The following is a 1,142-nucleotide window of genomic DNA, read 5'->3' on the forward strand; positions in this document are numbered from 1 at the left end:
GGCGGATTCAAGCGGTCGTCGCAACGCCTCTTGGTTGAAGTGAACGTAGATGAGTGTTCAGCACCTCGGAAGGTGTCTTCCATCCAAGCGTCCTGCGGGGCCGGTTGTTGAGGGCGGCGGCGACGGTGGCGAGCTCTTCACGGGAGTGCCGGGAGAGGTCCGTCCCTTTTGGAAAGTACTGGCGAAGCAGGCCGTTGGTGTTCTCGTTCGTGCCCCGCTGCCATGGACTACGTGGGTCGCAGAAGTAGATGGAGAGGCCCGTGTCGGCGCGAAGGCGGACATGCTGAGCCATCTCAGCTCCTTGGTCCCACGTGAGCGTCCGGCGCATCTGCCTCGGCAGCGGAGTGAGCGAGGACGCGATGGCGCTGCGAACCGCCTCGGCGCCGTGCCCGGCCAGGGCAGGCCCGTTCTTCACCCGAGGCTGGCCGTGGTTGTCCATGCGCGGCAAGTGCAGCAGCAGCGTGAATCGGGTGGTGCGCTCGACCAGAGTGCCAATGGCGGAACTACCCAATCCCAAGATGAGGTCCCCCTCCCAGTGCCCAGGGACTTTGCGGTCCGTGACTTCGCTGGGGCGCTGGTTGAGCTTGTTCTCATGGCTGACGAACTTCTTCCCATGCAGACGGGTCCGTGCCCGCGGCACCCTCAGCGTCCGTCCCGTCCGCAGGCAACTGGCCAGCTCGCGTCGCAAGGCACCGCGACTTTGGACGTAGAGCGCCTGGTAGATGGCCTCGTGGGAGAGTCTCATCGAGGCATCTGCTGGGAAGTCCACCTGAAGCCTGTTGGCAATCTGCTCGGGACTCCAGGAGGTGGCCCAACGTCGGTCTTTTCGAGGGCCCTGGCGGCGCCCCTTCCAACGCACTTCTGGGCCAGGCACGCTTGTCCCATCATCCGTGGTGAGAGTCCCCGCCAGGCGCTCCTGCACATAGCGCCGCAGCACGTTGTTCGCGGCCAGCTTCGCGACCTTCGGGCGCTGAGCGCGTCGGTCCGCATGCCACTGGGCCGTTGTTGCTCGATACTCCAAGCCCCCACCACGGGTCGCGGCATTGCGGCGCAACTCCCGCGAGATGGTCGAGGCAGAACGTCGAAGCCGACGCGCAATCGCACGAACTCCGAGGTGCTGGGCGTGGAGAATCGCGACTTCT

General features: G+C 65.3%; 1 protein-coding gene. It reads right to left on the minus strand.

All coding sequences use genetic code 11. The features are described from left to right. Nucleotides 1-7: 7 nt before the first annotated feature. A partial coding sequence (locus tag FOF48_RS36215; protein ID WP_143909570.1) for an IS30 family transposase occupies nucleotides 8-1,142 on the minus strand: 1,135 nt, incomplete at its 5' end.

It is taken from the genome of Corallococcus sp. Z5C101001 (assembly GCF_007352635.1).
Taxonomy (GTDB): Bacteria; Myxococcota; Myxococcia; order Myxococcales; family Myxococcaceae; genus Corallococcus; species Corallococcus silvisoli.